General features: G+C 73.1%; 4 protein-coding genes. 3 read left to right on the top strand and 1 reads right to left on the bottom strand.

The genetic code is table 11. The features are described from left to right. The first annotated feature begins 89 nt into the window (after window positions 1-89). Both V7793_RS29720 and V7793_RS29725 read left to right on the top strand, forming a co-directional pair. Entirely contained in the window at window positions 90-890 is an 801-nt protein-coding gene (locus V7793_RS29720; protein ID WP_256791020.1) for a polysaccharide deacetylase family protein, read from the top strand. Beyond that, window positions 883-4644 (top strand): lipopolysaccharide biosynthesis protein, encoded by a 3762-nt coding sequence (locus V7793_RS29725; RefSeq protein WP_336012224.1) that lies wholly within the window; start codon window positions 883-885, stop codon window positions 4642-4644. Before V7793_RS29720 ends, V7793_RS29725 begins: the two co-directional genes overlap by 8 nt. A gap of 30 nt (window positions 4645-4674) precedes the next feature. Here the strand turns inward: V7793_RS29725 and V7793_RS29730 are convergent, their stop codons facing one another. Further along, a complete protein-coding gene (locus tag V7793_RS29730) occupies window positions 4675-6069 on the bottom strand; it encodes a xylan 1,4-beta-xylosidase (protein ID WP_336012226.1) in 1395 nt (464 codons plus the stop codon). 126 nt (window positions 6070-6195) lie between these two features. Here V7793_RS29730 and V7793_RS29735 point away from each other — a divergent pair, with 126 nt between their 5' ends. Further along, window positions 6196-7353 carry a DUF5925 domain-containing protein gene (locus V7793_RS29735; RefSeq protein WP_443058021.1) on the top strand — a complete coding sequence of 386 codons (1158 nt, stop codon included), beginning with the start codon at window positions 6196-6198 and terminating at the stop codon, window positions 7351-7353. Window positions 7354-7484: the final 131 nt, after the last annotated feature.

The raw sequence follows: 7484 nt of genomic DNA on the forward strand, positions 1-7484 counted from the left end.
CTCCGGGCGCGCCGCAGCGGCAGCCGGTACGCGGTGGCGGCGACCCAGGAGCCGGCCGGGCCGAGACCTCCGGCAGAGGAGGCCGGCGCATGAGCACGTCCCGGGTCCCGATACTGATGTATCACGCGGTGGCGCACGCTCCCGCCCGCGCCACCTACGGCCTGTCGGTCTCGCCGCACGCGTTCGCGCGGCAGATGCGGCTCCTGGCCGACCGCGGGTTCCACCCGCTGACGGCCGAGGAGCTGGCCACGGCGTGGCGCTCCGGCTCCGGGCTGCCCCGGAAGCCGGTGCTGATCACGTTCGACGACGGCTACGAGGGCGTGCACCGGCACGCCCTGCCCGCGCTGGCGGAGCACCGTTTCCGCGCCACGCTGTTCGCCTCCACCGGCTGGCTCCGCGGCCCGCACGACACCGGGGGCGCGCTCGACCTGATGCTGAGCTGGGGCCAGGTCAAGGAGCTGGCCGCCTCGGGAATGGAGATCGGGGGGCACAGCCACACGCACCCGGAGCTGGACCAGCTCCCGGACGACCAGCTGTGGTTCGAGGTGCTGAAGTGCCGCGAGGTGCTGGCCACGGAGCTGGGGCGGGCTCCGGTCTCCTTCGCCTACCCCTACGGCTATTCCAGCCGCAGGGTCCGCCGCATCGTGCGGGCGGCGGGCTTCGGCATCTCCCTGGCGGTGGGCAACGGCCTGGCCGCCCGCCCCCAGGGGCCCTACGCCCTGGAGCGGGTGACGGTGCGGCGCTCGACGGGCATCGCCGAGTTCGAGCGGCTCGTGGAGGGCCGGGGCGTGGGGCGGATCTTCGCCCGGGACCGGACGCTCACCAAGGGCTACGCCCTCTACCGCAGAACCCGTCAGGTCGTCAGGAAGGCAACCGAAACCCGTGTCTGACACGTCCACCCGAACCGAGGAGCGGGAGACGGAGGGACCGGCCGGCCGCAGGCTGCGGCTGCCGGGGCGGGGCGGCGGCAGCCCGCTGTTCCGCAACGCCTTCGCGCTGATGCTCAACACGGGCATCAGCGCCGTCCTCGGGCTCGGGTACTGGCTGATCGCCGCCCGGTACTACACGGAGGAGGCGGTCGGCCAGGGCTCGGCGGCCATCGCCGCGATGAAGCTCCTGGCGGGGCTCACCGCGGTGACCCTGACCGGGGGGCTGGCGCGGTTCATCCCGGTCGCCGGGCGGGCGACGGGCAAGCTCGTCTTCCGGACGTACGCGGGCAGCTCGCTGCTCGTCGCGTCCGCGGCGTGCGTCTTCCTGCTCACCCTGGGCTCGTGGGGGCCCTCGTACCACTTCCTGAACGGCTCCCTCAACGGCCTGGGCTTCGTCGCCGCCGTCATCGCCTGGTCGGTGCTCACCCTGCAGGACGGGGTGCTGACCGGCCTGCGCCGGGCCCTGTGGGTCCCGGTGGGCAACACGGTCTTCTCGGCCGTGAAGCTCGCCCTGCTGGTGGCGCTGGCGGCGACGCTGCCCACCTCCGGCGTGTTCGTGTCGTGGGTCGTCTCGATCGCCGTGTCGGTGCTGCCGCTGGGCTGGCTGGTCTTCCGCCGTCTGGTGCCCCGGCACGTGAGCGCCACGGAGGCGATCGCGCGGCCCGCTTCGTACCGGGAGATGGGCCGCTTCCTCGCCGGGGACTACACGGGATCGCTGTTCTCCCTGGCCGTGGTCTACCTGGTGCCGGTGATCATCGCCTCCCAGGTCAGCTCCGAGGACAACGCGTACTTCTACATCACCACCACCATCGGCGGCACGGTCAACCTGCTCGCCATCAACATGGGCGCGTCGCTGACGGTGGAGGGCTCGCACGACCCCGCGCGGCTGGCGGAGAACTGCCGGGCGGCGCTGCGCCGGATGGCCACGATCATGGTGCCGGTCTGTCTGCTGCTGTTCCTCCTCGCGCCGTACATCCTGCGCGTCTTCGGCCCCGGATACGCCCACGCGGCCACTCCGCTGCTGCGCTGGTTCGCGGTGGGCGCGGCGCTGCGCGTGGTCATGGAGGTCTACTTCGCGGTGCTGCGGGCGCAGAGCCGGACGGCCGGACTGGCCTATCTCCAGGGGCTGCTGTGCGTGCTGGTGCTCGGGCTGACGCTGGTGCTGCTGCCGCGCATGGGGCTCACGGGTGCGGGGGTGGCCGAGATCTGCAGCCTGGCCGTCATCGTCTCCATCTCGGCGGTCAAGCTCCGCCGGATACTGCGCGACGCCCGGCCGGAGCCCGTGGCCTACGCCCCCGACGTGGCCCCGGACGGCGATCTGGCCGACCTGGCGGCCCGCGGCGACCGGCGCGACGCCCCGCGCACCGAGCCCCGCGGGCTCCGGCGCGGGGCGCGGCACGGCATCACCCGTGGCTTAGGAGGTGAGGGCGAGCAGGAGCCCGGGGAGAGAGACAGCGGCGCCTACGGCACCCGCTGGGCGCTGCGCGCCGCGCTCGACGCCGACACGATGCCGCTGGGCGTGCGGCTGGACTTCGACCACTTGGAGAGGCGCCCTGATCTCCGGCACACCCCGGAGGCAGTCGTCGTGTCCCACTCCGTCTCCCCGGCCGCGTCCCAGGCGGCCTCCGAGCAGCCCGTCGCGGCACCTGCGCGGGAGAAGGCCGCACCAGAGAAGGCCGCACAGGAGAAGGGCTCCGCTCCCCCGGGCCCGGCGCCGTGGTGGAGCGGCCCCGAGGCGGCTGTCTGGCTGCTGCTCGCGGCCGCCCTCGCGCTGTACTGGCTGCCGCTGGTGAGCGTCGGCGAGCTGGCGCTGGACCGCATGGGCGGGCTCGGCCTGGTCTCCGTGCTGCCCGTGGCGACGCTGGGGGGCGTGGCGCTGCTGGTCGTCTCCTTCGTGGCCGCGCTGCGGCTGGACGGGCAGCGGCGCCGGCTGCTCACGGCCGTACTGCTGCTGACGGTGATCTCCCTGCACGCCCTGCCGGCGGTGCTGGAGGACCAGCCGCGCTTCGCGACGGCCTGGCAGCACCTGGGCTTCCTGGACTTCATCGACCGCACGGGCGTGGCGGCGCCGGACCTGGACGCCCGCTGGAGCTGGCCCGGCTTCTTCGCCCTGATGGCGTTCGCCGCGAAGACGGCCGGCGTGAGCGACCTCACCGAGGTGCTGCGCTGGTGGCCGACGGCGATCCAGCTCCTGTGCCTGGCGCCGCTCGCGCTGCTGCTGCGGGCCGTGCGCGCGGGGTGGCGGGCGAAGTGGACGGCGGCCTGGCTGTTCGTGCTGTGCGGCTGGGTGGGGCAGGACTACTTCTCACCCCAGGCGCTCAACTACTTCTTCTACCTGCTGTTCGCCGCGGTGCTGCTGGTGTGGTTCCGCTGGCCCCGGCAGCTGCGCGGCACGCTGCTCCCGGGCGAGGCGGAACCGCAGCTGGCCGGGCGGAGGGCGCAGGGCGCGCTGCTGGCCGTGGTCGTCGCGCTGTTCGCGGCGTCGGTGGCCAGCCACCAGCTGACGCCGTTCGTGATGCTCGGGGTGCTGACCGCCCTGGTGCTCACCCGCCGCTCCACGCTGCGCGGGCTGCCGCTGCTGTGCGGGGTGATGCTGATCGTGTGGGTGGGCTTCCTGGCGGAGCCCTACTGGTCGGGCCATTTCGACGAGCTGTTCGGCGGCCTGGGCTCCCTGGGGGGCAACGTCTCCTCGTCGGTCTCGGGCCGGATCGAGGGCGGCAGCCCCGTCCACAAGCTGGTGCTCTACGCCCGGGTGGTGCTCGCGGGCGGCGTGCTGTCCTTCGCCGCGATCGGCTGGTGGCGGCGCCGCCGGGCGGGGATCGGCGACGTGGCCCTGCTGGTGCTGACCGGGGTGCCCTTCCTGGCCTTCGGCATGCAGTCCTACGGCGGCGAGGTGGCCCTGCGGGTCTTCCTCTTCGCCCTGCCGGGTGCGTGCGTCCTGGCGGCGCTCGCGCTGTTCCCGCATGCCACGGAGCGGCCCGGCCGGCCGGTCCTGGCCCCGGTGGCCGCGCTGCTGGCGGGCCTGGTCCTGATCTTCGGCTTCCTGGTGGCCCGCTGGGGCAACGAGTCCTTCGAGCGGGTGCGGCCCGGCGAGGTCGCCGCGATGGACTTCGTGTACGCGCACGACGAGCCGACCGTACGGCTGCTGTGGATGAGCAGCGACCCCTCGAAGAACGTCACCCCCGCCATGCCGTGGGGCGCCCGGGACATGGAGCGGGTGCACTACGACGCAACGCTCGCCCCGCGTGATCCGGCCCGCGTGGACGATCTGGTCACCGCGCTCCGCAAGGCGGGTCCCCGGGCGTATCTGATGGTCAACCGCGGCCAGTCGGTCTATCTCGAACTCGACGCAGGCTATGCGGCGGACTGGGACGCCCGGATGCGGTTCACGCTCGACGGCCGGCCGGAGCTGCGGCGCGTGCTCGTCAACGACGACGCGGTGCTGTACGAGCTGAAGGACAAGCCGGCCGGTGCGGCCCCGCAGCCCCGGCCGGGCCCGGCGGGTCCCCGGGTGACGTGGACGCCGGTGTCGGTGATCGGCGGTCTGGCGGCGGTGGCGCTGCTGGTGCTGCTGACGGCGCGGGAGGTGCTGCGGGTCGCGGCCCGGCCGGGGGTGCGTCAGCTGCGCTGGCTGCAGGGGTCGTACTGGTTCGCGCTGCCGCTGCTGCTGGTCCTGCTGGCGTCGCTGGTGCACCGCTTCGCGACGATGTCGTGAAGCGGGCGCCGCAGCCCGCTCCGGTGGGGGTCAGCCGGTCCAGCGGATCTCGTTGGGCGCGAGGTCCAGGCTGTTGCCGTCGACCTCGACGGTCAGCCGGCGGTCCTGCATATTGACGACGAGGACGGTGCTGCCCGAGGCGAGGGCGGACACGGCGTCGCGGTTGCCGCCCGTGACCTCCGGGGTGCGCAGCTCGGCGCCGGGCGGGAAGGCCTTCCCGAAGCGGGACAGCAGGTCCAGCATCGGCAGCCCGCCCCCGCCGCCCTTGAGTTCGGTGCTGCGCCACAGGCAGCCCGGGCAGTCCTCGCCCGTCTTCTCCGGGTTCCAGTAGAAGGCCGCGGAGACGCCCGACCGGGCGAAGTGGATCAAGGCTGTGGCGTGGACTGCGGTGCGGTGCGCCTCGGACCAGGACTTGCGGTCGTCGTTGGCGTCGGCGGGCTCCGCGTACCACTCGGACCACCACACCGGCAGGTCGACGGTCCTGCGCAGCCATGTGGTCACGTCGGCGAACTTGCGGGTCGCGGCGAACTCGTCGGGGAAGAGCTTGCTGTCCTCACGGGTGTAACTGGCCCCGTCGACGACGAGGAAGTCGGCGCCCCTCTTGTGGGCGTTCCAGTACTTGAGGGCGTCGACGGCCCGCTGGTCGACGGAGCCCCAGGGTCCGCGCAGGGACGAGGCGTTGGAGGTGGAGCCTGGCGGATTGCTGTCCATGCTGAGGTACGGGCCGCCGACGAGGTTGGCCCTGTTCTGCTTCTTCAGCTCCGCGTGGACCAGGTTGTACAGCTCGGTGTAGCCCTCGTAGTTCCAGCGGTTGCGGCCCTCGTCGTAGAAGCCCTTGAACTCGTTCCAGACGATGAAATGACGAACGTCCGGATAGCGCTTGGCGATGACGCCGGCCAGCTTGGCGAAGTCCTTGTAGTGGGCGCGGTCGGGCGCCTTCTCCAGGGACTTCAGCGACCAGTCGGTGCGCTCCCCGCCGCCCTTCATCCAGTCGGGCGCGCAGCACAGGGTGAGCACGGGTGTCGTGCCGGTCTTGCGCATGTAGGCGACGCGGCGGTCGAGATCGCCGAAGTTGTACGTGCCGGGCCTGGGCTCGGGATTGTCGACGCCCCAGCCCATGATGTGCTGGTTCTGCGGCATACCGGAGGCGGTGAGCAGCCCCGCGGTGGTCCGCCGGGCGGCGTCGTCGCCGCGGTCGGCGCTGTACTGGGTGTGGGTGAAGCCCCAGCCGAGCCGGAGCGCCGCCCTGTCCCCGTTCGCGCCGTCCGGCGAACCGTCCCCTCCCGTCTGCCGGCCGGTCGCCCAGAGGACGAGCAGCAGGGCCAGGGCGACCGCACCGGCCGCGAGCAGTACGGCGAACCGCCACCGCCCGGCCCGCCGCCACCCGGCCCGCCAAAACGTCCGACTCACACCCCGTCGTCCCATCACGGGCAAGCGTATCCGCGGCCGAAACGATGTGCGGCGCCTTCCGGGCGAACGTGGACGGGTGTTGCGCATCCGGTCGTGAATCAGGGGAAAACCTGGGTGCGCACGGGCTCTCCGTGCCGGATCATGGGCGGCATGTGTGCCGACCGCCGACCGAGCGCCAGGAGGCAGGCCCTGCCCACCGACCCGGACTTCACTCCGACCGAGAAATCGCTGCCCATCCGTCTCAACGTGGACGACAGCGACTCGCCGTCCGACGTCATCGACGCCCTCTTCCTGGGCCGGTTCGCCACCGGCGAGCAGCCGTACGCGCAGAGCCGTTCCGTGGACCGGGTGAAGTCCGGGGCCACGCTCCTGCCGCCGGCGGCCCACGTGGTGCGCTCCGCCCGCGACGACGACCGCAGCGCGACCCTGGCCGAGGGCGACGGCTGGACGCTGCTGATCTCCCGCTGGAACCGGGGCGCGGACGTCTCGGTCACGGCCACCAGCGACGAACTGGCCAAGAAGGTGCTCGGCCAGGCCGTGGAGGGCGCGGAGGACGAGCCCGAGCCGCAGCCCGAACACGTGACCATGGGCTTCTGGTACGTCTCGCCGCGGCGCGGCCCGCACCGGACGACCCGCCAGATCTCCGCCGGCACGTGGGAGGAGGTCCGGCCCAACTACACCGCGCGCGTCGCGGACGCCATGGACCGGCTGATGAAGATCACCCCGGATGACATCGCGGGCCGGCTGCTCCTGCTGCACGGCCCGCCCGGCACGGGGAAGACCTCCGCCTTGCGCACGCTCGCGCGGTCCTGGCGGGACTGGTGCCAGGTGGACTGCGTGCTGGACCCCGAGCGGCTCTTCAACGACGTCGGCTATCTGATGGACATCGCCATCGGCGAGGACGACGGCGGCTCCAAGGGCCGCTGGCGGCTGCTGCTCCTGGAGGACTGCGACGAGCTGATCCGCGGCGAGGCCAAGCACACGGCGGGTCAGGCCCTGTCACGGCTGCTGAACCTCACGGACGGGCTGCTCGGGCAGGGCCGCAACGTCCTCGTCGGCGTCACCACCAACGAGGACCTGGAGCGGCTGCACCCCGCCGTGGTGCGGCCGGGCCGCTGCCTGGCCCGCATCGAGGTGGGCCCGCTCAGCCGCGCGGAGTCCGTGGGCTGGCTGGGCACGGACCAGGGGGTGGGCCGCGAGGGCGCGACGCTCGCGGAGCTCTTCGCACTGCGGCGCGGCAGCGGGCCGGCGTCGGTGCCGCCGCAGCACGACGGGGCGGACGCGGGGTTGTATTTGTAGCGTCCCCGCCTTGACGTGCCTCACGGCGTTTCGGCCGGGGGGGGTACGGCACCGCCGATCCGGCGTCGGAGACCCGGCGGTGCCGGACCGGACGTGTGCGCGTGCTAGCCGTACACCGCGCGGAGGGCTTC

Source organism: Streptomyces sp. KLMMK (assembly GCF_036961605.1).
In the GTDB taxonomy this organism is placed as follows: domain Bacteria; phylum Actinomycetota; class Actinomycetes; order Streptomycetales; family Streptomycetaceae; genus Streptomyces; species Streptomyces telluris.